At 52.4% G+C, this 23,134-nt stretch carries 26 protein-coding genes; 18 read left to right on the forward strand and 8 right to left on the reverse strand.

Going from position 1 to position 23,134, the window contains the following annotated elements; all coding sequences use genetic code 11:
- Positions 1-207 precede the first annotated feature (207 nt).
- From A3709_RS11465 to A3709_RS11480, 4 genes are all read left to right on the forward strand, one after another.
- The gene (locus A3709_RS11465) at positions 208-528 is read left to right on the forward strand and encodes a hypothetical protein (protein WP_066054492.1); all 321 of its coding nucleotides are present in this window, start codon (positions 208-210) and stop codon (positions 526-528) included.
- Between the two features lie 52 nt (positions 529-580).
- Positions 581-1,312 (forward strand): hypothetical protein, encoded by a 732-nt coding sequence (locus A3709_RS23240; RefSeq protein WP_066054494.1) that lies wholly within the window; start codon positions 581-583, stop codon positions 1,310-1,312.
- Positions 1,313-1,453: 141 nt separating this feature from the next.
- Complete coding sequence (locus tag A3709_RS11475; protein WP_066054496.1) at positions 1,454-2,692, forward strand: site-specific DNA-methyltransferase; 1,239 nt, start codon at positions 1,454-1,456, stop codon at positions 2,690-2,692.
- Positions 2,693-2,871: 179 nt separating this feature from the next.
- Positions 2,872-3,270, forward strand: a complete 399-nt coding sequence (locus A3709_RS11480) for a hypothetical protein (RefSeq protein WP_066054499.1) — start codon at positions 2,872-2,874, stop codon at positions 3,268-3,270.
- On the opposite strand, the gene A3709_RS11485 is transcribed toward A3709_RS11480, so the two are convergent.
- The gene (locus A3709_RS11485) at positions 3,267-3,458 is read right to left on the reverse strand and encodes a hypothetical protein (RefSeq protein ID WP_066054500.1); all 192 of its coding nucleotides are present in this window, start codon (positions 3,456-3,458) and stop codon (positions 3,267-3,269) included. The two genes, A3709_RS11480 and A3709_RS11485, sit on opposite strands and share 4 nt — an antisense overlap.
- 350 nt (positions 3,459-3,808) lie before the next feature.
- Between A3709_RS11485 and A3709_RS11490 the strand changes: the two genes are divergently transcribed.
- The 4 genes from A3709_RS11490 to A3709_RS11510 all read left to right on the forward strand — a co-directional run bounded on the left by A3709_RS11490 (position 3,809) and on the right by A3709_RS11510 (position 7,821).
- Positions 3,809-4,051, forward strand: a complete 243-nt coding sequence (locus A3709_RS11490) for a hypothetical protein (protein ID WP_066054502.1) — start codon at positions 3,809-3,811, stop codon at positions 4,049-4,051.
- Position 4,052: 1 nt separating this feature from the next.
- Positions 4,053-4,400, forward strand: a complete 348-nt coding sequence (locus A3709_RS11495) for a hypothetical protein (RefSeq protein ID WP_066054503.1) — start codon at positions 4,053-4,055, stop codon at positions 4,398-4,400.
- 8 nt (positions 4,401-4,408) lie between these two features.
- Entirely contained in the window at positions 4,409-4,771 is a 363-nt protein-coding gene (locus A3709_RS11500; RefSeq protein WP_066054505.1) for a hypothetical protein, read from the forward strand.
- Between the two features lie 1,193 nt (positions 4,772-5,964).
- Complete coding sequence (locus A3709_RS11510; protein WP_066054508.1) at positions 5,965-7,821, forward strand: BRCT domain-containing protein; 1,857 nt, start codon at positions 5,965-5,967, stop codon at positions 7,819-7,821.
- Positions 7,822-8,594: 773 nt separating this feature from the next.
- Here the strand turns inward: A3709_RS11510 and A3709_RS11520 are convergent.
- From A3709_RS11520 to A3709_RS11530, 4 genes are all read right to left on the reverse strand, one after another.
- A complete protein-coding gene (locus A3709_RS11520; RefSeq protein ID WP_066054512.1) occupies positions 8,595-8,825 on the reverse strand; it encodes a hypothetical protein in 231 nt (76 codons plus the stop codon).
- Positions 8,826-8,838: 13 nt separating this feature from the next.
- Positions 8,839-9,072: a hypothetical protein gene (locus A3709_RS23245; protein ID WP_156507707.1), complete on the reverse strand. Its 234-nt coding sequence runs from the start codon at positions 9,070-9,072 to the stop codon at positions 8,839-8,841.
- A gap of 87 nt (positions 9,073-9,159) precedes the next feature.
- Positions 9,160-9,723: a hypothetical protein gene (locus A3709_RS11525; RefSeq protein ID WP_066054514.1), complete on the reverse strand. Its 564-nt coding sequence runs from the start codon at positions 9,721-9,723 to the stop codon at positions 9,160-9,162.
- On the reverse strand, positions 9,724-9,912 hold the full coding sequence (locus A3709_RS11530) for a hypothetical protein (protein ID WP_066054515.1): 189 nt from the start codon (positions 9,910-9,912) through the stop codon (positions 9,724-9,726).
- 616 nt (positions 9,913-10,528) lie between these two features.
- Here A3709_RS11530 and A3709_RS11535 point away from each other — a divergent pair.
- Positions 10,529-12,217 carry a hypothetical protein gene (locus tag A3709_RS11535; RefSeq protein ID WP_066054517.1) on the forward strand — a complete coding sequence of 563 codons (1,689 nt, stop codon included), beginning with the start codon at positions 10,529-10,531 and terminating at the stop codon, positions 12,215-12,217.
- Between the two features lie 78 nt (positions 12,218-12,295).
- Here A3709_RS11535 and A3709_RS11540 read toward each other — a convergent pair whose 3' ends face one another.
- The gene (locus A3709_RS11540; RefSeq protein WP_066054518.1) at positions 12,296-12,634 is read right to left on the reverse strand and encodes a hypothetical protein; all 339 of its coding nucleotides are present in this window, start codon (positions 12,632-12,634) and stop codon (positions 12,296-12,298) included.
- A gap of 1,197 nt (positions 12,635-13,831) precedes the next feature.
- Here A3709_RS11540 and A3709_RS11545 point away from each other — a divergent pair.
- The 9 genes from A3709_RS11545 (at position 13,832) to A3709_RS11580 (ending at position 21,408) form a co-directional block, all read left to right on the forward strand.
- Positions 13,832-15,340 (forward strand): hypothetical protein, encoded by a 1,509-nt coding sequence (locus tag A3709_RS11545; protein WP_066054520.1) that lies wholly within the window; start codon positions 13,832-13,834, stop codon positions 15,338-15,340.
- Positions 15,341-16,263: 923 nt separating this feature from the next.
- Positions 16,264-16,650, forward strand: coding sequence for a hypothetical protein (locus tag A3709_RS11550; protein ID WP_066054521.1), 387 nt, complete (start codon positions 16,264-16,266; stop codon positions 16,648-16,650).
- Positions 16,651-16,654: 4 nt separating this feature from the next.
- Positions 16,655-17,755, forward strand: coding sequence for a DnaT-like ssDNA-binding domain-containing protein (locus A3709_RS11555; protein ID WP_066054523.1), 1,101 nt, complete (start codon positions 16,655-16,657; stop codon positions 17,753-17,755).
- 45 nt (positions 17,756-17,800) lie between these two features.
- Positions 17,801-18,310, forward strand: coding sequence for a hypothetical protein (locus A3709_RS11560; protein ID WP_066054524.1), 510 nt, complete (start codon positions 17,801-17,803; stop codon positions 18,308-18,310).
- 50 nt (positions 18,311-18,360) lie between these two features.
- Positions 18,361-18,831, forward strand: a complete 471-nt coding sequence (locus A3709_RS23250; protein ID WP_156507708.1) for a hypothetical protein — start codon at positions 18,361-18,363, stop codon at positions 18,829-18,831.
- Between the two features lie 70 nt (positions 18,832-18,901).
- Positions 18,902-19,156, forward strand: coding sequence for a hypothetical protein (locus A3709_RS23255; RefSeq protein WP_156507709.1), 255 nt, complete (start codon positions 18,902-18,904; stop codon positions 19,154-19,156).
- A gap of 2 nt (positions 19,157-19,158) precedes the next feature.
- Positions 19,159-19,950 carry a hypothetical protein gene (locus A3709_RS11570; RefSeq protein ID WP_066054528.1) on the forward strand — a complete coding sequence of 264 codons (792 nt, stop codon included), beginning with the start codon at positions 19,159-19,161 and terminating at the stop codon, positions 19,948-19,950.
- A 337-nt stretch (positions 19,951-20,287) separates the two neighbouring features.
- Complete coding sequence (locus A3709_RS11575; protein ID WP_082850080.1) at positions 20,288-20,908, forward strand: HD domain-containing protein; 621 nt, start codon at positions 20,288-20,290, stop codon at positions 20,906-20,908.
- Positions 20,909-21,012: 104 nt separating this feature from the next.
- A complete protein-coding gene (locus A3709_RS11580; RefSeq protein WP_156507710.1) occupies positions 21,013-21,408 on the forward strand; it encodes a hypothetical protein in 396 nt (131 codons plus the stop codon).
- Positions 21,409-21,433: 25 nt separating this feature from the next.
- Here the strand turns inward: A3709_RS11580 and A3709_RS11585 are convergent, their stop codons facing one another.
- Together A3709_RS11585 and A3709_RS11590 are read right to left on the reverse strand one after the other, a co-directional pair.
- Complete coding sequence (locus A3709_RS11585; RefSeq protein ID WP_156507711.1) at positions 21,434-21,826, reverse strand: FimV family protein; 393 nt, start codon at positions 21,824-21,826, stop codon at positions 21,434-21,436.
- A 24-nt stretch (positions 21,827-21,850) separates the two neighbouring features.
- Positions 21,851-22,684: a serine hydrolase gene (locus A3709_RS11590; protein ID WP_066054532.1), complete on the reverse strand. Its 834-nt coding sequence runs from the start codon at positions 22,682-22,684 to the stop codon at positions 21,851-21,853.
- Between the last annotated feature and the right edge of the window lie 450 nt (positions 22,685-23,134).

Consider the following 23,134-nt stretch of genomic DNA (forward strand, 5'->3'; position numbering starts at 1 on the left):
ATTAGCAATGGGTTTAACAATAGCGCACAGCAAGACAGGGCAGCGCGCGGGTCACGCCCAGGAGATACGTGACGGCAATGATTCGCAATACACCCCCAGATAGGCAGGACAGGCAATCTGTTTGGGAATTACTGGGATTATGGATGGCCGGGGACATAGACGAAAATCCGTTGGACCCGAAGCAACTCGACCTTTTGGAGGAAGTAGATGACGAAATATCTTAACTCGACACGAGCTGCGCTGGTCGCGGCTACTCTGGCTGCGTGTATGGCCTATGCCGGGAACGACGATGACGGCGCTACCGAGCTGACGGACACCCATGGGAAGGTGACTTCCAACCCGGTTGCTGATGGGGGTGAGGTAGGTGCGCAGACTGATGCTGCCTTGGATGCAGAGGAGACTGTTAGGCCATGGATCGTCCCGGTCAAGCCGAATGGTGAGCTGGATTACAATGGATTCCCAGGGCGAGCAGATAGTTCGTATCCGCACCATTGGCGCACTCCCAAACCGCCAGAGAAACAACATTGAATAAAGCTGCACGCGCAAGCGCTGGTGTCGCTGACGAAACAGGAGAATGACGATGTTGACTGAAAACCACGACCTATTGACCGCCGAGGTAAAAAAGCACGTTGAGGCAGACGCCGTCACCCAGGGCGAGTATTGGGACAGAGCAGCTTTCAAGGGGTGTTTTATTGGGTGCCTCGCGCATAGCAGTGAGCCGAAAGAACTCGAAGACAGATACGGCGTACCCGTCATGCTCGCGAGAGTCTGCGAAAACGTATTTGAGCACCTACCAAGCGACGAAGCCGTAGCCTTTTTTGCCGATTTCCCCGCCGCAGTGGGACGCGACGGTAAAGACTTGACCCGCGTTGTGTGGGCATTCCTTGCGGAAGAGTTGCGGGCGCTACCCAAGGTATCGACCGAAATAGCGGCGGTGATAGATCCGGTCGTTGAGGGTATGGATATTTTGGCGCGGGGCGATACATGGCCAGAACACTCTGCAGACGCAGCCGCAGACGCAGCCCGAGCCGCAGCCCGAGCCGCCGCACCCAGTTACGCAGCCAGATACGCAACCCGAGCCGAAGCCGCAGCCCGAGCCGCAGACGCAGCCTACGCCGCAGCCTACGCCGCAGCCTACGCCGCAGACGCAGCCTACGCCGCAACCTACGCCGCAACCCGAACCGCAGCCGAAGCCGCAACCCGAGCCGCAGCCGAAGCCGACGCCGCAGACGCAGCCGCAGACGCAGCCCGAGACGCTGCTAGGCAACGCCAGCGCGACACGCTGCTGCGCTTAATCCAAAAAGCAAAGTAGCGGGTGACGTACCTGAAGCCAGTTCCAAGGCCCGTGTGGTGTTCTGGTTCGACAGCTAGTGTGGATGGCGCTTTCCGCGCCCCGAGCGCCGACTAGCGCATAGGGTAATCTGCCTGCTCAACACCCTTTTCGGAGCACGCTATGCCGGCGACTACTCAGCAAATTGAACTTTTTGACGTTAAAGCTGCCTATGCGCTTGCTGGCGGTCGCGCAATCAGCAACGACCAGCTTTACAGTAATATCGCTACAGCACTCGGCATCAGCACTTCTGCAATGCAGGAAACTTCGCCTGTCGGAAAAACTGCAAATAAAACCTCTCTGGCTAAACGGCAGGTCAGGTGGCATCAGCAAACGCTGAAAAATGCAGGTGTGATTGAGCGCGTCGAAGGCAAGAAGGGATTCTGGCGGCTCACGAAAGAGGCGGGGGTAGATCTATCTACGTCGATTGGCACTGTGTCCCTGGTCGGGTATTCCACTAAACTCGGTGCGGCTGTTTGGGGTCTGTGTAACTCCGTGTTCGATAACTTGGATGCACCCATAACGCTATGTGTCACCTCGCCACCCTATTTACGGCAAAAGCGAGCGTACGGCGCCATCAACGATGAAGCTGAGTACATTGATTTCTTGTGCGCGGCGTTGGAGCCGGTGGTTAAGAATCTAACCAGCTCCGGCTCAATCGCTCTCAATGTGAGCAACGACATATTTGTGCCGGGCTCGCCCGAGCGGTCCTTGTATCGAGAGCGCTTGGTGCTTGCTATGTTCGACCGCCTTGGCCTGCATAAAATGGATGAACTCGTTTGGCAAAATCGAGCTAAAGCGCCAGCACCCACGCAGTGGGCCTCGAAAACGCGGCAGCAGTTGTGTGTGCAGTGGGAGCCGATCTACCTGCTTTCACCTTGTCCAGCAGAGTGGGGCGCGGATAACCGCCGTGTTCTCGAGCCCCACACTGAGCGGTATCTGGCCTACTTAGATCGCCCGGAAGAGAAAGCTACTAAGTCCTTTTCCGATGGGCAATACCGGCGGGGCGACAACAGCTTTCGTAGGCATGGGGGTGGGCGAATACCGCGCAACGTCTTGGAGTACGCACATACATGTGGCGACCAAAACAGGTACAAGCGAGCTGCCCGGGCGGCTGGCCTGCCGGCACATGGTGCGCCTCAACCGCTTGCCCTGGTTCGATTCCTTGTCAACTACCTGTCCTGTCCAGACCAGCTAGTTGTTGATCCCTTTGGAGGGAGTGGCACGTCCGCACTGGCGGCAGAGCTGGAAGGACGTCGATGGATCACCACGGATGCCAACAGGGAGTACGTGCTCGGCTCAGCGAGCCGATTCCGAGATGCCGATGGCCTGTGGCTGAATCCTGATCTTATTGCAGCGTGATCCCGTTTCGTTCATCGAGATGCTTTGCCTTGAGCTACGGCGCGCTGCCTGTCTGGAAGCCACCTGATCTGAAAAACAACGTAAACGCAGGGAATCTCTAGTTATCAGTTTACGCCTTGCGATCATTTGTTAATATTCTTATTCCTTTTCCTAATCGGCAGACTATGCAAGGACCTGTCATGCGTTTCGGTATTTTCCTTTTGGCGTTTATCAGCGCGCAGTCTTTAGCTTTTCAATTGGGCGACAATGAAGTTTCTACGAAACACCTGCCCGACTCAGCTTTTGGCAACTACACCAATCATCGGGCTGATGGACGGACATGGACGTTCAATAAAGATGGAACATTCTCCACGACTCTTAAAGGAAAAACGCTAGAGGGTGAATGGGGGGCCGTACAGAAGACGGATGGTACTGGCATTGAGCTGGCGCCCGCTTCCAGCACGTCTGGAGCCGGCTTATACAAGGTGGTCACTAGAATCGGCTACAGCAATACTAGATGGTATTTTGACCCAGAAGTATGCACTTATTTTGATCGGCAGGGAGTCGATCGGAAACTGATCAAGCTCCTCGCGCGCTAAGACCGTGTTGTCGCGTCTTCTTTTAACACGTCCAGCTTTTCTGTTTTAAAAACGAACGCCGTCCTAATCCCGTCGTCGAATTCGATAAAATATTGCATGGAAAGGACGTCCATGATTCGTCCTTTAGCGAGTTCGCCTTGATTTGTGGGAGCCATTACCGGCGTACCAGCGGTGAGTTCTTTCATCATCTTACCTCTCCAGTTCGAGAGTTCTCCATTCCCATCGCAAAACGAAAATGGCGCCTTTACAGTGTGATATTTGTGTAAATTAGAATATCCCGCAAACCCAAACAATTGAAGCGCTTTTCTACATTCCGCTAGCTTAATATTTGGCAAGACACTGTGTGAGCGCCAGTCCTGAATTATTCTGATGGCTCTTCGGATGGTTCTCGACAGTCGTTATGCCTGCCAACATCCACCCCGCGGCGGGCAGTGGCTTCGCTCCAGCCATAAAGCGTTCGCGTCCGGCATTTTCCCGCATCTGAGCGGCGCAATGAGTATTCGGTACTTTCTCCTTTCAAGTCGCATGAGGAGACGCCATGAATTTTCATTACCCCAAAGACAACAGCTCGCAAAGCAGCTCGGAATCCGAGAAGGCAGCGAATTCACCCCGCGATCAGGTGTTCGATACATTCTTTCCGGGACACAATGTAACCGCACTGCAGGATGATCGCTGTGGCGATAGGCGGGGGCCTGACTCGACCGAGGTTATACCCTCATGGGCAGGGTTCCTCACCCCTTACGAGGGATTATCTGTACCCAACACAGGAGATGAGGATTAAGATGAGAACTATCTGGCTGGTAATCTTCAATCCATTGCCTGGGAACAGCGTAGGCGGGTATGACTGGTTCTATGATCGTGAAGATGCTCTGCGTAGCTACGACTCAATCTTCGGCTCATCTGAAGCGAGATTTAAGTCGGTGGTCCTGCCAGACACGTATGATGGGGCACCAACAGCAGAGCTGACTGATCGTATTTCTTTGCGCATTGATGAAGAGGTATACGAACGCGGTTTGGGCGACTTCTTCGGCGTGGATATCTGGGTGCCCGGTATTAAGCGCCGGATACGCGCCGTCTGGCGTATTGTTCAACAATACACCAGTCCACAATTTAGGCACGATACGGTCTGAGGTGGCCGATGATTATCAAGAGATGCTTCAGGCCTGAAACCTTCAGGCCTCGTGGCCACGAGTGGAGCAAAGACGATATCAGGGAGCTTGTTCGACTGGGCCACATTACGGCCCGGGGAGAGCTGGCCGAAGCGTGTGCACCTGCCTATACGGCCTTGAAAAAGGATTTCCCTGACTTGGCGGTAGAGCTATTTGGTCCGCAAAAAGATCGCAAAACGTGGTCGGAACAGGCTATTCGCGACTTGGTCCGCAGCGAAGGAATTACGCGGCGCGTCGATCTTCAAAAGCGACACCCAGGGGCGTATAAAGCCTTAAGCCGGTTCGAGGGCTTGCCTGCCTTGCTGTTTGGCGCGGACCAGCGCGTGAAATAACATAAAGTAGGGAATGTAGGCTCTCAAGAACTGTATCTTGAAATAAAAAAGCGGCGGCAGTACAGGGGTAATGCCGCCGCAATGGTATTTGCTCAAATCGACTCTGACACCGATCCCAGAAGCTGCCGGCTGTGGCGTCTTCCAGATGTAGCACTTACCTGGCGACCCGCTGAATCGCCGAGTGCAAGGCGCATGACAACCTCACGCCATCAATAATAGCGGCTTTCATTTTATTATCAATCGTTTTACGTGAATTTCCGCGCTTTTTGTATATTTATAAATCACAGTGGCTTACTGGCTGGGCAATTTATGCTGCGACTGTGAGCTGCCAGCGCTAATGACGGGCCAGTGAAGATACAATCTTTGTCGCCACGCCCCTGCCTCTGTGTATAGAGAGTCCATGATGGGTAGCGCTGGTTCTGGGAAGGGGCGACGGAGCGGGACCACCGTCTTGCTTTGCTCCGGACGAGGTAGGTTTGACCAAGATAGGTTGGCGAGGGCACCTAGCACCTCACAAGACACGGTATCGGTTTCAGCATCGTTACGACTTACCAAAAGGGCGTCCGATAGCGATTTCTGATATTCGTCCAGGCAGGCGCTGTGGAACTCGTCAGAGTCGATCACAGTGGACTTGACGCTGATGGCGTTTAGCAACTGTGTGTCTTGCGCAACCTGGGGGATGTGCCAACAATCACGCACAAACCCAACCGCGCTAGGCATTCCCTTCATGAGGTGCCAGGGCTTTTCGAGCCACGCCCTGACCAAAAACCCCATCATGTCTACAGGTTCTGAGGCCAATTGTATCTCGCCAAAGTAAAAACCAGTGTCTTGGTCAGAGCAGCAGTAAATTCGGATTCGGCGCTTCTGTGTCCAGCGTGTGAGGCGAATTGGAGAGAGCACCAGCTCATCGTTGGGCCGCGCGTACCAGAAATCGGACGTGTGTACGGATGCAACTTGCGAAGGCAAGGGCGCTACGTCTGGCATATCGTGCTCCAGATTGCTGCCTCGAAAGGCAGGCTTCGGTGTCAGAGGAGTGAGATGTTACTACACCACGGCTGGATCAGCGACTATTTCTCAGTAAGGGTTCGTTGGGGGTGAGCGGGGCTTCGGTCGAGGTTTCCCCGATCTGATGTCTTTGATCGAAATTACGATACGGTGACTCATGTAAAGCAATTGAGCGTACAGGAGTGAAAATGAGCCTATCCCCAGAATCAATGCCCACGGAAGAACTTGTCGCTTTCTTAACGAAAGCAAATGCGGCCTACCGTGCAGGCAGTCCGATCATGTCCGACCACGAATACGACCATGTTTACCTTGCCGAACTGGCAAACCGCGACCCGGAGCACGAGTTTCTGGTGACGGTAGAGCCGGAGTCCGCTAGTACGGCAAAAATTACCCACGAAAAGCCGATGCTAAGTACGGACAAGGTTTACATAGAAGATGACGTCGGCGTACAGCGGTTCGTCAAGCGGGTACTGTCCGCGGCGAGCGCATTGGGGCTTTCAGCCGACAGCGTATTTTTCAGAGTTACGCCAAAACTCGACGGTATTGCTGCGGGCTTGTACAACGGAGTGCTTGCAACGCGTGGTGACGGGATTCGAGGTACGGACATTACCAGGCTGCTCGACGCTGGTGTGCAGATCGAAGGTACTGTGACCGGCGATTTTCAGGCCGGTGAGATTGTTTGCCACCAACCATATTTCGATAGCGTGCTTGCGGAGGTGATGGAGCATCCGCGCAATTTCGTGGCAGGTATCGCATCGTCTGATGAGATTGGCCAGGAGGGTGTTGACGCGCTTTCAGCGGGAGCAATCCGGCTAGTACTTTTTGACGACATTCCTGCGCAGACGGTGAGCGCTGAGACATTGCTCAGTGACTTCGGCTCTCTCTACAGCTGGGCGGCTCAAGCGGTTGATTACCTTACCGATGGAGCGGTAGTCGAAGCGCTCGGTGAAGGCCTTGCCGATCATATGGGGTCTACGTCGCACCACCACAACAACCAGATCGCGATGAAACAGGTCGGGGAGTCCGGGTCAACCACCGTTCGCGGGATCGCCTGGCAGGTTGGCCGGGGCGGACGCATCACCCCCGTGGTTGAGGTTGAGCCAATTCGGCTAAGCAATGCCACGATATCCCGTGTCACGGCACACCACGCCGGGAACATTATCGCATCCGGTCTGGGGGTGGGGGCTGAAGTTACACTGGTGCGCTCAGGCGAAGTAATCCCCAAAATACTGGGTGTTACGCGAAAGGCCGACGTCGTAGCTGTCCCTGATACATGCCCATGCTGCAAATCTACCCTGACCTGGGACGGAGATTTCCTTTACTGCCGCGCAGACGACTGTGCGGCTGCTCGTAGCAGTGCAATAGAGCATTTCTTTAAAACGCTGGGCAACGCCGATGGATTTGGCCCCAGTACCTGCCAAATGCTGGCCGACCAGGAGTTTTCATTAACGGATATTTACACGGCGACTGTCGCGGATTTCGGGCGGGCGGGGCTAGGCCCGGGTCAATGTGCGAACTTGGTGGCTGAAGTACTCAGAAGCCGCACTGAGGCTGTCGAGGATTGGCGCTTTTTAGCGGCGTTTGGCATACGCCACTTAGGTCGAGGCGACTCGCGCAGGCTGCTTGAGCACTATTCCATTGGCGAACTTAGAGGGATCACAGCGAACCAAATACGCGCGATTGACGGTTTTGGCGCCGTCACTAGCGAAAGCATATCGGCCGAACTCCAAAATCGCATTGACGAAATAGAGAAAATCCATGGCTTCGGGTTCGCGCTGATAGAAACCGCCTGCGGGAGCAGTGATTCAGTCTCGGAGGGCGAGCTGAATGGAAAAGGCATTGTCTTCACTGGAAAGCTGTCCTTGCCCCGCGAAGAGATGCAAGCCGCGGCTCGCGCCTTAGGTGCGAATGTCCAATCGTCAGTCTCTGGGAAAACCGACTACCTGGTAGCTGGCGAGAAGGTCGGGGCGTCGAAGCTAGGCAAAGCCGAAAAGCTCGGAGTTACCGTGATCACCGAAAAGGAGTATCACGCCTTGGCCTCATGATGCGCACTTTCCTAGTCCCGTGCGGCCGCGGGCTTTTCGGTTACTTTAAAGATCTGCACAACGGGAGACGCAGGATATGGACACTCAAGAGAAACTAGCGCACTTGGCAGGCGCATACGGGCACGATGACATCGAAGGTTTGATCGAGGAATACTCGTTTGAATGTAGTGTGCCTGGCATTTGTATGGAAGAGCATTGCACTCACATTGAGGATTCTGTGGAGCATGACTGCTCCGGTGGGCACTGTGAAGCATGCGGCTGTTCTTCAGTCGCGAGCCCGATGGTAACGCTATGTCTAATTTGAAAGTGTTCTTAAGGGCTGTTCATCCAGCAAAGGCATGTGCTTACTGGTGCGATCGAAGTTGAAGCAATCGTGCAGCGCGGCGCTAAGTGTTTTTGTCGGCAGTCCTCGGTACGATTCCCAGGACAGCGACAACGAGCCTGATATGTTCAGCACCGTCTTCCACGGCTTAAGCCGTCCTGTCTTCACTTGCGGGAAAAATCCTACTCCCTCTACGTGTTTGACTCGAAAATACACAGCGGTCTCAGCTTTGAGCCTTACTAAATTTCTTGGTTATCGTTGCGATAGCGAATACAACCAAGATTACCCCAAGTGCAGCAGCCCAAAGGAAAATTCCAGCGTATGCGAATTCTCTAGTCGCTTCGCTCCCGCCTTGAAAATGTGTACCCACCGCCGATATACCGAGTAAAAGTGAGCCTGAAGTCCCCAGAAACTGTATCAACATAATAATGAATGCCATAGTCCAATACGGCTACTTGCCGTCTCCGATAGGCTGTTTTTCAAACTCCAAGTACGCGAACTTTCCAGCGTACATCCCAATTGCGCCGACAATTAATATCTTGGCCAAGGGGAGCATGGTATAGAGTTCAGCAAAGTCGGTGCCTGATCCCTCGGAAGGAAGAATAAATGCGAGTAAACCTGCGGCGAATACACTAATCACTACAGCGACTAATGCTGATTTTAATAGACTAACTTTATCCATATTCCCACCTAAACTATTGAATAGCCGATTTCAGTTGATCATCAGCAGAAATTGCTTTCGTTCCCTCTAAGAAAGACGCACTTTTGCCATCCTTACAGACAATCCCAAGAACGGTTTTTCCTCCATAGTTGTCTAAAAGGAAATACTCGGAAATATGTGGCCCCGCAGTAATCACAATACGACTCCCTAAAGCGACCGCCACAATCCAATCAGCCCTTCTTGTTAGAAATGATGCCGGTAAATTCATCCGCGACCCAGGCGATCAGCACTAGGCATCCCAGAACAGCCCCGCCCAATACCAAATTAACTGAGGCGGCTCTATCGCATACCTTCATTACGATCCAGAATGCCATCCAGGCTGCCACCGCTTAAGATCTTCATAAGCGTTACCGTTTCTTAGCTCAATGTTTTCCAAAAGGCTGTCCACTTCCTTTTCTATCAGTTCTCGGTTTTTGACAGACCAATCTGCAAACCCCTTTTCAAGAGTACTAAGGCCATCTTCAATACTACTAAGTATCTTTTCGAGTCGGGCTTCTGGCCTTTGTAGATATTTAGCAATCCAATTAAGCCTCTTCAAGGCCGCTTTATATTCAATTTCTACCGGATCAAACAGCGAAAGAAATTCATCGTCATTGCCGAAGCTATCAAGTCGGAGAAATATTGATATGAATAGTCCGTTGTTGCGCTCAAATTCCGAACGCCATTCTGTAACTGAATGTTCAGTCCACGGCCATGGCTTCATAGGTGATATACAAGAGGCCAAAATCATTCCAGCAGGCCGCAGGTTGACCAAAACTAGATATTCTTTTATTGACTTTGGTATATCGTGTTTTCTAGAACGAGCAATAGCATCGACAGGGTTCGTCTGAGCTATGAAATCAGCTATCTTAATATTCACCTAATCCTCTATTTGCTGTTCGAGCTGTTCGAGCTTTTCTACACGCGTAATTTCGTCTTCCATAGATACAGCAGTAACCTTTGCATCGTGAAAAGCCATTGTCTCACTAGAAAAAGCTTCAGTGATAAGCCTTGGCAGTTCTGCACCTTCGTCGTATTCAAATACTGCCGTCATGTATCTTTTAGTCATCGAACCTATCTCAACTTGTTGGTCTTTATATCCGCATCCAGCTTCATACAGTTACAATTCTCTGGTTCTACGATTGTATGATATTAAACGGCGTTGCGTAATAGTCATTTGGTGACGATCTGGTGCGTGGCTTCGGTTATACGGCGGTATTATTAGGTAGACAGCCTATCCGGCGGGCCGTTTGTACACCGAAAAATATACTTTTAAAGTGAAATTACACAGTATTCATTTGACTTCACCGGACGCGCCAGCCAGAGTGAAGTCTCGCTCGAGTGGCTGAATAGGTAGACGCGATCAGGTTCCGGTGCCGCAAGGCTTGCGGGTTCGATCCTCCCCTCGAGCACCAATCAATGGGCGGGCGTCAGGCGAGTAGGTAGGACAAGCGGGACACGAGCACAGTGGTAGCGTGAACGTGTCGTACATGCCGTGAAGGGGGATGCCTGCTTGACGCCCGCCCACCAAACCGATGGCGCAAAAATCTACAGATACCCACTATCGCCAGTGAAAATGGCGTGTGTGCGCAACACCTTTCGACCAATGCAGCGGTGTAAATATGCGCTGAGGAATTATCCGATCGTGATACAATATTACTCACCACTGAGTAATGATATTCACTATGGCAAAGCTAATAGCAGTCCACAACCTCGACAGCGAAAACCTGAGGCATGCTATCGAGCTGGGAGGTCTGGCGTGTCCCTCTCTAGCAATCATACGGGACGATATTCCCTTTGACAGATTTGGAGATATCACGCTGATTGCTCCCAAGGACATGGCTAATCCACGCAAGCATCCAGTATTCGATGCTGACGTCTATAGTGTTCGATACCCTCGGCAGCTCTTTAAGGTGAGATACGGAGATGTGGAAGCGACCCTAGAGGCCCTCCAGGAGGTTGCTCACAACATGGGAACTTCATGCCATGCGGGTGCATGGCAGGGCGCATTGGAAAAGGATGGTATACAGGGAGCGATTAAAGAAGCCCTCTATGATCCCGTAGTACTGGTAGCCTTTGCCAGGTCACTAGGTAGAAACCCACGTATACCCATGAAAGACCCTGATCTGCTAGAAGGGACCTCAAAGAACAAGGAAGTGCGAAAATTCCTCAAGAAGAACCCAGATTGCATTAACTGGTCCCATAATGACCCTAAGCTCCTACCTCTAGGTAAAGCCCTAATCGGCTACTTCCGCGAACAGGCAGAAGCAATAGCGAATGCCAGATGCGAGGGTGTAGACGATAGACAGCTCCTAGACGAAGAGATAGATCACTACATGAAGGTCTTCACTGAGTGCATGGTAGACACAGAGGAGGGCATGATACCCCCTCATAACCTCATACCGCGTCTTGTAATGGACCAAAGTACCCTCGAGGAGGGCAAGGTACTGGATGAGAATGAAATCCGTAAGAGGCTTCGTTCAGTGACTGACAAGAACCGTTCAAAATTTGATGAATTTGTATCCAATATCTTTACTCCGGCATTGGGTCAGGCCTACTTCAAAATATCGCGAGATGGTAAGGACCCCCAAAAGAAGGCCTATACCCTAGATAACATCACTTCATATATGAAGAGAAAGGTCAGGGATGGGGAGAACTTTAACTATGGGTCCGGATCTGTACGCGCTATTGGCGCTAAACAATTCCGAAACTTCCAGGATGTGGAAGACAACATGGCCCGGATCGTATCTCAAAAAGATATGGATGTGCGGGGAAGGGAGCTCAACGATGAGTTACTGAGCCTCACGGATAAGTTTAAAAGCACCTATCGTTATCAGGCAGACAGCTTCCGGTATGTGGATGATATCACTGACATGGTGAAGCATTACATGAAGAAGGGCGATTCCCTGGGTGACTGGTTATTTGATTTTACTGACGACCAGCGAAAAGCGATCGACACCTATATCGAGAATCTCCGAAGCGCCCCGACGGCGTATTTTGAGGTGAAAACTCAGCGAGCGGTAGAACTTAATGAGTTTGAAGGGGCCCTGATCCCGAGGGGCACGGACAAGAGCCTGCTTGATAAACTCAGTTCGACAGGCCTCAAACTAGAGCTGTATGACCCAAAGGTCGAGGGCGACCGGGTCCGGGCACTGCATGCATTTGATGGAGTCATGTTTGGTGAGCGTGACCTGGCAGCAGACAAGGGAAAGGAGCTTAATGAGGTCGCCACCAGCCCCAATGCGAGAACGTCGCAGCACTACATCACAAATCGTGAAGCATTTCAGAAGCAGGTGGATCGGCCTGGCGCCGACTTGGATGACGTCCCGTCTACTGGAGGCCCCAAATCCGGGCCGGGCATGCTAACGGCATAGTTTTTCGTCTGGCGCTTGTGGCCCTTTGATCACTCCGGTGCTCAAACCGCCGATCAGGTGGGGGTGATCAATGTGTCGCTAAACGAAGTGTGCGCTGTGCAGACCACCTATCAGCATCATGGCGGACCCAAAGAGGAGGTAGGACCCCAGCATTACGTTGAAGGCGATGGGGTGGTCACTGCGCGAGACGGACAGCACACCAATCGTCCACCCTAGAGCGTTATCATGAAAGAAGCGCCAAATGATGATCGCGCCGATTGCCTGCATTAACGTGCCCGCGGCGAACGTCTCCCAGTCGGCCCCGCGGCCGTATCCAGCGCACACGCTGATGACGGCACACAGGACTGTACCGGCGATGAGGCGGCGACGAACCATTCGGAGCTGACGCTGAGGCAGGTGTGTATTGTCGTGTTCCATGGGAGCCTCCTAGTGCGTTTCACCTTACCACGACCGGGCGCCACGACCACCAATAAACTGCGGATATGCCGCAGTCATCGGTGCCTTTACCTGGCCGACGGTGGCCGGTAAGGCGCGTCGGTTGCGCAGTGCACGCAGCCCACATGTAGCCCGTTATCGCGGTGGGCGAGGCCGGTGCCGAGCCGGGTATCCCAGGAGGGCGGCAAGCGGCCATGAAGCGCTCTGGCTGCACTTGAGTGAGTGCCGGCCCAGCGCACGCCACACGCGTCACACGCGTCACACGCGCCACACACAGACCTCGCCACTCGTATAGCCGGTAGGGGCGCCTGGCCGCGCTTGCAGCAGGTACAGGGCCGCTGAGCGCGTGCGTTATAGGGGTGCCTCCTGATAGCCAAGGACGACACACGCCCGCGGTAGGTACCGCAAGGCGCTGAAATATCGCGGTGTAGCCCGTTATCGCACCCCATCAGGTCCAGCGATGCTCCTCGATCCCTGGAAAGGGAGGCAAATGTAGCCCGTTATCGCATGCAACTAAACCGTCCTCTGTCGCCTTGGACTACCTGCTTATCCAGGTCCAGCCACACACAGGCTCCCCTCCATGTACCAGGGTTTTCTGGCGGCTTCGCCGCCTCATTTTGCGCGCGCCCGCATCCATACCGAGCCCTGCCGGAGCAGATCGGTTTATCAGATGGTATTGGGGATAAGCTCGGCCTTGCCGAGTGCGATAACGGGCTACAAATTCGGCGTATTGGGGGTGTGGATGAGGTGAAGCTCGGCCTTGCCGAGTGCGATAACGGGCTACACATTGGCGCGTTGGCGTGGGGGCGATGTTCTCCATCCACCTGGCATGTCGGACCCACGCAGGGCAGGGGGACGCGCCCCCGAAATGACACCAACATCCGCCGGCGGCTCACCCAGACACACCCCACACCGGCCTGGCACATGCGCGAGTACGCGACAGGTCATCGCGTAGAAAGCAACAAATACACCGTTTTCGCTGCTAAACCATTGCGATCTAAAAACCAGCTGTTATATTCAACACCGTCATGCTTTGTGTGGCAGGCCTGCCAGGCCGAGGTGTCCCACCTCAACGGCACAAACAACTCCGGGGCTAACCCCCCATACATTTTGTTTCATGGCGTACTCATATCGTACTGCCTGTTAACTGGGACCAGACAGTACGCGGAGATAGTCGTCATGGATATTCATGTCAGGTCACGAGCTGACCTTAACCAGCTCATTACCAGCCTGCGCACCAGCGCAAAATCAATCGGCGCATCCATCAAGCTCAACAAAGCCAAAGAGCTTGTCGCGCACACACTCAACTACAAAACCTTTGCGGCGATGTCGTCCGATGTGCCCTTCGTGTTGACCTTAGACACGAAGGTGAACTCTCGGTTCAAGGTCCTCTGCTCCACCTACAATATCAGCGAGGCAAATGCGGCCTTTGTGGTTACGGGTTGGATGAACAACTACATTCAGGCTGTTGGCGATAACGCGATTGCTACAGACCCGAGCACCGCGGAGGGGCCCCATGAGCGCCACGAGCTGCAGTTCAAGGCGGACTATGAGCATCTCGAGCGTTTGCTGGATAAAGGTGCTCGAAATGAACTGATGTTCCTTCTTGCGGCCGGCCCTGCTTCACACCAGCTTGTCCTACAACCAATGGGCTCAGAAAGAGATGACTGGCGCCATGCCTTAAGCTTTTTGACGAAGTGCGGACTCGATGAAGCGCTAGGGAATGCCGTCATTAGATACCTGCCATACGGCGCCGGCCACATGATGGTTCAGTCTGTCATGCTCACAGATCGCTACCAGGAGGCAATGCGCGCGATCTCGCGCATGGACCAATGGGTTGTTGGTGAGTTTGATGAATATTGCAGGGGCTTGAGTGAATTCAGTCCTGCGCATTACCTCTTCCGTCTTTGCGCAAATAACGATTCCATCTATGGGGGAGATGGGGTTGGTGTTGCAAAATATCTGGTAGATCACGTTGGGGCGCTCGAGCTCATGAGTGACTTGGATATGTTTGGCGATATTGACTTGGCTACCCTAATGAAAAATGCGTCAGCCGAGTGGATTGATTTCGTCGTGAATGATTGCGGATGCCCCGTTTGGAACTTGGCGTCCTCTGACTTCTGCTTATACGAGGTAGCTCGCAGGGCGCGAATGGATAAGGATATGAATACACTCAATGCCTTGAGGGACAATGGGCACGACATTGCTGCGATTCTATTCGACAACGGTCACCAGGATGCCCTTGAGGATCATCCCGAGCTTAAAGGCACTGTCGATTTTTTGATGCACGAACATGAAGCAAGTAGGGTCCCACCATGTGAGGCACTTATGCCTTTTACTTACTCGTCGTGGGATCACTCTGAACTGTCAACTAGCTACATCAGTCAAGTAAGTGCCGAGGTTGACCCCGGTTTTCATGATTACGCTACTGAAATTCAGCGAAAGCTAAATTTAGGCTGTGATCCCGGCATTTACACAACCAACATCGGCGCCGAAGGTGGAAGCGCCCCACGAAGAATAGGCGTTGTTGTTCCAGATGGGGCGTATATAGAAGATGTGCTGAAACTCGTCTCTTCTGCTTACCGTCTTGATTGTGAACTCCGAGGGGTGCGGCCCCGTCTCAGTCCTGGTTGGGAGGGATATTTTTTGGAAGCTGATGGATACACCGAGATCCTGTACGGCACCTGATTAGACGCAGCCTGGGGGTGCGTTTAGTTTCGCGCTCGTAACGAGGGCGGCCTCGTAGAGACTCGCCCTCTGTTTACAAACCCTAGCACTTGCGCTATTTCGCGATAGGGACGCAGACCGGGGGCCATGCGCCCGAGCCACCGCTCACTTGTTGCGCTTTGAGCTTAGATAGCTCAACAACACCCTTTTTTGACAGATCTACATCACGTACTCTCATATAAGTCTCCACTGGTAACGGGGGAAAGGCCCACCTATGAAGATACAGCTCAGGTATTTTTTCAGATATTAATCGTGCTTAATGTTGTGAGCTGCGTCGCCTTTGGGTAACACAGATGCTATATTCAGTGCTGCTGTGGCGTGCACAGGCGTGAGGCGATGCCGCTCGACCGAATTTTCCGCGGTTTGTCGTTGCTTTTCGGTTGTGTCCCCGCGCTATAGTGGTCGCGGTATTAGCACTCGTCGCGGATAAGATATGAAGGAGGGGCCCGTGGGCCCCTTTTTTTACGCGTTGCTGATGCTGTTTTAACTACAAGTTTGGCGCCAGATCGGGAGACCAATAGCGCATCTTACGGTATTTTCTGTGCTGACTTAGCCGAAATTCCGCGTCTAGCTTGGCTGCCTCTTTTTCACGACGCCGCTTAAATGGCGCGCGAAATACCTCGTAATACAACTCACCGACTTGCAGCGCTACGATTAAGGTTGCCCCGGTATATGAACACTATCGTAGCTCGCCCGAACACGGAGAGCGGCGCACATTTGCCACGATAATCCCGTTTTTCATATCTTTCTGAACTAATCGAATTGCATATGAAATGCTTTTGTGTATTGATACAAGGAATCGCTATCAATCGGTGTTTCCCGACATGACGTAAATACCGCACATGTCGCTATATTGCAGAATCAACCTTACAGGGATTACAGCGATGACCACTATAACCCACCGCTGCGTTGTTTCGGCGCCGGCGATCCACGTACAAGAATCTGGCGATGCAGCTATTTCGGAACTAATCCATGCTGCTGCACGCGTAGATGCCAAAGACACGTTTTGCGCTTGTATTAGCCCTCCCCAGCGCACTGACCTGGGGGACGCTGTCGATGGGCGGGTCGCATTCGGCTTCAAGGCAGAGATCGTTCCTGATTGTAATCACCACGATTTCAGCTTTGATATCGTCATTGATGACGATGCGCAAATCATTGAGGATACTGTGCTTGCTGATACGCTATGCGACGTCGACCTGTTCACAATTATAAGTTCACTGCGTGTTGACGAGGCCGACCCGTTTACCTTTGCGAACGGCGACGCGGGTTGATCGCATGAAAAGCCTTGATCTCGAGCCGCAGGTTCTTTTCTCCCCATCCCTCGCTAAACAGATAGGCCTTGATGAAGCAGTGATGCTACAGCAGCTTGAGCATGTCGCAAGTTTGCACGATCAGCCCGGGGGCTCTGAACCTTGGCGCTCTATACCGCTATCGTCTGTGCGTAAGGCGATGCCGTGGTGGGAATCAGCAACAGTCAACCGGGTTCTGAGATCTCTAGTTGCGCAAAGTGTCATCGTTATTAATTCGCCTGACTCGAAAGAGGGCGTGTTGTCATGGCGGCCGGGCAGCCCCGAGGCCGACCACCCTATGATTGAAGGTGGCGCCACTGCGGATATACAATCTGCTCCTCCACCGAGGCCGCCAGCCAAGCTCGCACCCGCTCCTTCGGCAACGGCAATGCGAAAGGACTGGCGCCCCTCCGAGGATCTATTGCAGATGCTGGCGATGAATTACAGCATTCCGCGTGAATTCGCAATGTCACGGATTGACGACTTCATTTTTTACTGGTGCGAACGCGGCACAGCCTGTCATGCGTGGGAAAACCGGTTCCGACAATGGATACTTTCCCAGTGGCACAAGCGCATCAAGCACGCTGAGACAACCCCGACGCAAAGTGCCGATCTGCCGCCGGACTGGCAGCCTGATTCCGACGCAACCGACTTGCTGCAAGATCAGGGCATCCCTGCAGATTTCCTTAAAACCTGCATCCCGGAATTTCGTATTTACTGGGCCGAGACGTCACATGCCAAGCACTCCCCATCAACGTCTTTTATTCGGCACGCTAGAACTGCCTGGTCGCAACATCAGATGCACAGTGCGCGAACGTCTCACGCCTCAACGATGCGCAGAGATTGGGAGCCGTCACATCACGCTCTGGACATACTGGCCAAAGCCGGAATCGGTGAGGAACAGATCACCGATGCGCTCCCTGAGTTTGTTTTGTATTGGACGGACCAAAACACAGCTCGGTCTGATTGGAATACAAAGTTTATCGCACACTGTAAATACAGGTTTAAGACGCAGCGCACCAGTGTGGGCTTGTCAACCAGGGAGCGATCGCTACGCGATGACCTCGAGGACACGTCATGGGTATAGGTTACTTTTATTTTTTAGTGTTTTTGTTGTATTATGAGCTTCCTCATGGGCGGCGTTATGGCAATGAATAGAAACAGTCTTAAAGTTGACGTGGTCGTTGAGGTTCTAGCAGGCGAGCTGACAGATGCTCTGGGTCAGTCGGAGTCATCAACTGACTTCGATCCAGACAATTGCCTCGAGTTTTTCTCGACGCTGCTTCACAATAGAATTGAAGCGCATTTGAGAGACTATTTCGAGAATGTTGCGTCGATTTTTATTGATATTCGCTGTGGGTACGGGCTGTCTGGCAGGCCTCATTTATCCAATGTCTGTACCTTTGACATCCTAGACTATCAGCTTCGAGAAGATGCGGCGGCTCAGGTCGATAGTATCAAAGCTCACTTATTGCGGCGTCCGGATCTGTGGCGGCAGTCAAGCGTGGCTCGAGCGGGTACTCAAAACGTCATGCCTCGCTTGCCGGTAGGCCCCTATATGACAGCCAATAGCAACACTGCTTTGCGCCACAGGCAGCGAGTGTTCGCGGAGAGATCAGCTGTTTCCCACGCGGACTCTTAAATAAACGCTGCCTGTACTCTGTGCGTTCTTAAACAGGATGGCAACAACGCATGACGCACTTTTCGGCTAACGAGGCACTCGCACCTCATTCGAGTCCACAATCGGTTTTACAGCTATTATCGTTGTGGCGCCTTTTAGGGGATGTTCCAGTAGACGAATCAGGCGATCACCTTGACCAGGCATTCCTTCACTTCCCACAAGGTACGCACAGGTACGAGATTTGGCACTGGCTAGAATCCCTGAATCCGTGTTTTTGTATTGGCTTGGCGAGCAGCGTTCGTAATCTATTCCACATTGTCGCGTTTTCAGGTGGTGATGTGACCCTGACGGCCTTTGATTGCCATGATCACGCATTCTCTGCTTTCAGGGAAAAAGCCAAGCGACTCGGCGATACAGAGTCCGTCCGCCTCTTTTCTGTGCTAGCCCGTGATAGCCCGGAAGCCATCGAAAGCGCGAAAATTCATTATATTAGCCTCGCAGTTGCGCCTGATAGATGCGCTTACGGCCTGGGCGACATGTAATATCACCTTCAATGTTTTCTTTGAAAATACGTGTATTTTTTTGACGCTTACACACTTCAAAGGTACATTTATGAAAACCCATATCTGGGATGAAACCATGGCTGTAATCATTTTTTTAAGGCGCATCGCGGACATTTCTGTGGTTTTATTTTTTGGCGCGTGCCTTGTGCCTATTCTGCCCATCGGATCACTGTACCTCTTGCTGGATTGGGGATGGATCGAGTACTTCGTTGCTCCGGCGTTGCTGGCTACGCTTGTTCTTGTGCCACTTTTTGCAGGATGTATGGCCTTTCGGTTCGCACTAATTAGGGCGCAGGAGCTTTAACTTTGGCACATTCGCTTTTTGCGTCATTAGACCGGGTCGGACTCGATAGCGAGCAGATGGCTGCATCGAAGCCTGGAGGCCAGCCGGCCTTGCTACAGCACAATCTAAAAGCAGAAGACCTCATCTTGTGTTCGGCTGTTACCGCGGCTAATTCCGGCTTGGGCATTGTCAAACCTCTCACGGTTTTTTGTGGGAGCGGATATTTTTTAATTGATTCGAGCAGCGGTGAATCCGATGCGCTTCATGGAGGTGGGTTTGACGTTCGGGACACCCAGTACGACCAAGAGCGCAATATTGATCTTCGAGGAACCCTGAGCGCTACTTCTTTAAGAGCCGCGGGCAACCTAAGTGATACTTTACCGTCCCTAACATTTGCGCCGGAGAACATTGTGCCTTTGCCTGTCAGCCTTCTTGGCTATGACTCGGCATATCAGCTGCCGTCGATTTCGTTGTTTCTGCTCGTCACTCTCCCGGCGGAATTCTGGTCAAGCAAACAGTGGCCCGTCCGCGAACGGTCACCTGTCCAAGAAAATCGCAGGTATGATTCTTTACGCATAGATAGCGCGGCACACGTTGACCCCAACCAGACAATCACCGAGCGCACGCGCGCGTTCGCCGGCCTGTTAATGTTCTTTGACGAAACGTGGCTTAAGTCGCTAGGTGTAGAAAATCCAGTACGACTGAAAGGTCGCAGAGCTATAGGGCCGTTACGGCATCTGTTTTCGCCGCCAAAAAAACATCACACGTTCGAGACGGCGAAGCGGTTTATTACAAGGCTCAACAGCCTTCGCTAGAGGAGCACGATGAGCGTCAAATCACCAACTCACTCAAGCTCTCCCAGACAGTTCCGCGAGCGTTTTTTGCCGAGCACAGGCACGCTTGGATGCACCCATTCTGTATTGTCCGTTCTTGTGAGCGGTTGCATCGTAGCGTATTCGACAGTGGTTATGGGAATTGCAGAGAACGACTTTGCTGTAGTGCTTGTGATGATTGGCGCTTGGAAAATGCTGGGGGAAAGGCATAGCGCTCTGGCAAACGCTCGCCCCTACCGGAGTTATGCACCGGGCATAATGTTAGCGTTTGGCGGGTTACTCTCCATGAACTCTTGACAGCTATTTGATGAAGACTGCAATGGATTTCTACAAGATGCAATCGCCGCCACCATGGGATATACACCTCTCGCTAGATGAGATGCATCCGCTCGTAAAATCTGCTCGCGCTTTTGCCATCGAAGCACACGGCACCCAAACCTACAGTTGGAAATGGAAACCCCAACCCTACGTGCGCCACCTAGATCACACCGTCTCGCTCGTTCAGCATTCTTATCCAGACGAAATTAATGCACAAATCGTTGGCTACCTCCACGATGTGATAGAGGACACGAGCAGGACATACGACGACATCCTTCGCGAATTCGGCAGCGTCATTGCCGACAACGTGCTGCTCTGCTCAGATAAGGTTGGGTTAGATCGCGACGACTCAAAGGCACTTACGAACGCAGCGTTTGCGCGGGCAGATGACCTAATATATGAACCTGCCTTGCGTGCCAAGGCCGCCGATAGACTCGCAAACTGGGGGCTAAGCTTAGAGGACGGTAAGACCAAAAAGTGCGCAAGATACCTCGCTGAGTACCCGAGCTTCCGCGAAGCGATAGCGAGACCTCTGAACAGCAAACTTATCGATGAGCTCGAAGTGGTTAACGACCAGGCTCACCGCAATCTTCAAGACATCAAACACAGATTTTCAACTTAAATTTGGGGGTCAGCCAAATGAAATATCATGCTTTACGAAATACCGACAGAACGATGGCCTTCTTGCCAGTTAGGCACATGATATCGCCATCGGACCTTTTTCGCATGCCGGTCGATGATTTCCAGGCATTCGTTGGCACATACCTGTGCACAGCCGCGAATAGCCTTATCGACAATGCAGACGGACATCATACGTGTGCCGTGGAAGACTCTGTGCTTGAGGCCGCCATTACTGATTGCTCCACCTTTGTCGAGGAGGTATGTCTAAATATCTACACGCCTGACTCCAGAGTTGGATCAGTAGAAGCTGCCGCGCGAGGCCTCTGGGGCGCAGCCTCCGGAACAGTGGATACCGCATTCGCGGTTGAATATTTCCAAACGGATACTATTCGTTTGTTTCAGGAGGCTGCGAAGGGGGCGATCTTGCCAAAATGCAACCTGCTCGTATCGCGCGATGCCAAGGTTAATGGGACCCGCCTTCATTTCGGGCCCGTTATCTAGTTGTTGATACGCTACAGATTGACAGTCATGGCGGGTCTATCATTACGGTGTACTGGCGAGCGATTCGACCGCCTTTCCAGATCGCCTCGATGACAAGCACAACTAACGGCTCTGTAATTTTTTGCTGTGATGTTATCCTGACAACAGGAGTACCTGCCTCCTTGATCTCTTTTTTAAAGTCGAAGCGCGTTAAATAGTACGGTCTATCAGTGTCTAGCTTTTCATACACTGATTTTGGCGCCAGCCCAATTCGAACCTCGTCGAGGCTTTCGGTGGCGCCTAGAAGTATTTCGATTTCTCCCTGAAACTCCTCATGCAGCGCTGACGAAACGACAATCTGGCCCAAGCCGACTGAGTAAACAGCATTCGACGCCATAACTCCCAAGATCGCAACAAGACACTTCGTTATTCTCTTCACAGTATCAGAACCTTTTTTTAAAAATTAATTACTTCGCGACAGCCAGCGCATGATCGCATACGAGTCTGAAAGCGTTTTGTTTCTACTGGATGCGTTGAGCAAAACAATGTTTACATCCTCTCCGTGCAGCTCTGCATGCATCACAAGACAGCGCCCGGCCTCATTGATGAAACCGGTCTTTGAAACGTTAATCGCCCAGTCTGCAGACGACAAAAGGCGGTTCGTATTGTGGTAGTCCAACGTTCCATGCTCAGTTCCAAGATACACCCGCATGAAGCTGTTGGTCGTGGCATCCCTGATGATCTGGTAATCATTGGCCGCAGCAAGTAACAGGACGAGATCCCGTGCGGTTGCCTTGTTCTCTGGTGACAGTCCGGCCGGGTCAGTAAAGTTCGTACTGTGCATCCCCAGGTATCGAGCTTTCCTGTTCATAGCAGCAACAAACTCGACCTTACCTCCTGGGTGATTCCTTCCGAGCGCCATCGCCGCCTTGTTTTCTGATGACATCAACGTAAGCAATATTAGCTCGAGCCGTGAGAGGCTAGTATTGTCTGGTAGCCTTGATTTCGTATATTTTATTGTGTCGCGGTCCTCGCGCGTGACAGTTAGCATCTCATCTAGTGGAAGCCGGCTGTCCAGAGCAACCATTGCTGTCATTAACTTAGTGATCGATGCAATCGAGCGCTCCCTGGAAGCGTCTTTTTCGAATAGAACATTGCCGTCTTTGTCTACGATCATCGCAGAGGCCGAGGATATCCTTGGCTCGCCGGCAAGACCGCCAAACCGATTGGGAGACGCAGATACGCTCTCGGCAACTAAAAAAAGCATAGCCATGCAGATTATAGGTAATTTGCTCATTCTGGCTCGCGCCAACGCCTTTCTAGACTATCACTAGCAAATTTTCGCACGTTGCATAGCATTCAACATCTATAAATACTAATATTCTTTTTTTTTAATGTTTTTTAGGCTACTGGGTCATATTTGTGAGTACTTTTAATGATTACGGATGCCGCCGAACTGAATTTTTGTCGGGTCAGCGTTTAGGCCTCGATTACTCCGGCTTCTGGGCGCTAATTGCACACTACCGAGCGCTTTTCGGTGATCCGCCTCATATCCTAACGATGAATGTCGATGATTCTTTATGCCTGCCACAGGGGTCCTTTCTTGGCCCCGCGAGGCTAACCTCGCTCATCAAATTCGGCCCAATCTATGCGGCTAAATGGCCGGCGTCTGAATACTGCTTGCTCCCTGTTGATGAGGCGAAAACCAACAGCGGCTTTCATTTTCATCCTGAGGGAGTCTCCTTCG

Origin of the sequence: Halioglobus sp. HI00S01 (genome assembly GCF_001635445.1) — a bacterium.
GTDB classification, from domain to species: domain Bacteria; phylum Pseudomonadota; class Gammaproteobacteria; order Pseudomonadales; family Halieaceae; genus Halioglobus; species Halioglobus japonicus.

Coding starts and splice junctions, on each gene's coding strand:
- A3709_RS11480 (WP_066054499.1), top strand. CDS start 2,872: ATGCGTTTCGGTATTTTCCTTTTGGCGTTTATCAGCGCGCAGTCTTTA.
- A3709_RS11590 (WP_066054532.1), bottom strand. CDS start 22,684: ATGAGCAAATTACCTATAATCTGCATGGCTATGCTTTTTTTAGTTGCC.
- A3709_RS23255 (WP_156507709.1), top strand. CDS start 18,902: ATGAAAACCCATATCTGGGATGAAACCATGGCTGTAATCATTTTTTTA.
- A3709_RS11500 (WP_066054505.1), top strand. CDS start 4,409: ATGATTATCAAGAGATGCTTCAGGCCTGAAACCTTCAGGCCTCGTGGC.
- A3709_RS11485 (WP_066054500.1), bottom strand. CDS start 3,458: ATGATGAAAGAACTCACCGCTGGTACGCCGGTAATGGCTCCCACAAAT.
- A3709_RS11475 (WP_066054496.1), top strand. CDS start 1,454: ATGCCGGCGACTACTCAGCAAATTGAACTTTTTGACGTTAAAGCTGCC.
- A3709_RS11555 (WP_066054523.1), top strand. CDS start 16,655: ATGAAAAGCCTTGATCTCGAGCCGCAGGTTCTTTTCTCCCCATCCCTC.
- A3709_RS11580 (WP_156507710.1), top strand. CDS start 21,013: ATGCCGGTCGATGATTTCCAGGCATTCGTTGGCACATACCTGTGCACA.
- A3709_RS11535 (WP_066054517.1), top strand. CDS start 10,529: ATGGCAAAGCTAATAGCAGTCCACAACCTCGACAGCGAAAACCTGAGG.
- A3709_RS11465 (WP_066054492.1), top strand. CDS start 208: ATGACGAAATATCTTAACTCGACACGAGCTGCGCTGGTCGCGGCTACT.
- A3709_RS11575 (WP_082850080.1), top strand. CDS start 20,288: ATGGATTTCTACAAGATGCAATCGCCGCCACCATGGGATATACACCTC.
- A3709_RS11540 (WP_066054518.1), bottom strand. CDS start 12,634: ATGGAACACGACAATACACACCTGCCTCAGCGTCAGCTCCGAATGGTT.
- A3709_RS11550 (WP_066054521.1), top strand. CDS start 16,264: ATGACCACTATAACCCACCGCTGCGTTGTTTCGGCGCCGGCGATCCAC.
- A3709_RS11510 (WP_066054508.1), top strand. CDS start 5,965: ATGAGCCTATCCCCAGAATCAATGCCCACGGAAGAACTTGTCGCTTTC.
- A3709_RS23250 (WP_156507708.1), top strand. CDS start 18,361: ATGACGCACTTTTCGGCTAACGAGGCACTCGCACCTCATTCGAGTCCA.
- A3709_RS11560 (WP_066054524.1), top strand. CDS start 17,801: ATGGGCGGCGTTATGGCAATGAATAGAAACAGTCTTAAAGTTGACGTG.
- A3709_RS11545 (WP_066054520.1), top strand. CDS start 13,832: ATGGATATTCATGTCAGGTCACGAGCTGACCTTAACCAGCTCATTACC.
- A3709_RS23240 (WP_066054494.1), top strand. CDS start 581: ATGTTGACTGAAAACCACGACCTATTGACCGCCGAGGTAAAAAAGCAC.
- A3709_RS11520 (WP_066054512.1), bottom strand. CDS start 8,825: ATGGATAAAGTTAGTCTATTAAAATCAGCATTAGTCGCTGTAGTGATT.
- A3709_RS11495 (WP_066054503.1), top strand. CDS start 4,053: ATGAGAACTATCTGGCTGGTAATCTTCAATCCATTGCCTGGGAACAGC.
- A3709_RS11490 (WP_066054502.1), top strand. CDS start 3,809: ATGAATTTTCATTACCCCAAAGACAACAGCTCGCAAAGCAGCTCGGAA.
- A3709_RS11530 (WP_066054515.1), bottom strand. CDS start 9,912: ATGACTAAAAGATACATGACGGCAGTATTTGAATACGACGAAGGTGCA.
- A3709_RS23245 (WP_156507707.1), bottom strand. CDS start 9,072: ATGAATTTACCGGCATCATTTCTAACAAGAAGGGCTGATTGGATTGTG.